The 243-nt window shown below is 65.8% G+C and carries 1 protein-coding gene; it reads right to left on the bottom strand.

Annotated elements, in window-relative coordinates; translation table 11 throughout:
* Positions 1–243: TRAP transporter large permease subunit (locus tag G3A44_RS23235; protein ID WP_163460124.1), on the bottom strand; the 243-nt coding region annotated here is incomplete at both ends.

Here is a 243-nt window from a genome sequence, read left to right as displayed (position 1 = left end):
GGCGTCAGGATCAGGATGGTGGGCGTCATGTCCATGGCCGTGCCCACGGCTATGACCAGCAGCATGATGGCGATGAGCAGCAGCGTGGGGCTGTCCATCAGCGGCTCCAGCAGGCTCACCATGGCGCTGGGGATGTCGGCCACCGTGATCAGCCAGGCGCTGACCATGGCCGCGGCCACCAGGAACATGATCACCGCCGTGGTCTTGGCCGCGCTCACAAACACCTCGTGCAGCGCCTTCAGG

The sequence above is a fragment of the Ideonella livida genome (genome assembly GCF_010499455.1).
Lineage (GTDB): Bacteria > Pseudomonadota > Gammaproteobacteria > Burkholderiales > Burkholderiaceae_C > Ideonella > Ideonella livida.
The sequence above is the reverse complement of the archived record's forward strand: the minus strand, read 5'-3'. Positions and strand labels throughout refer to the sequence as shown.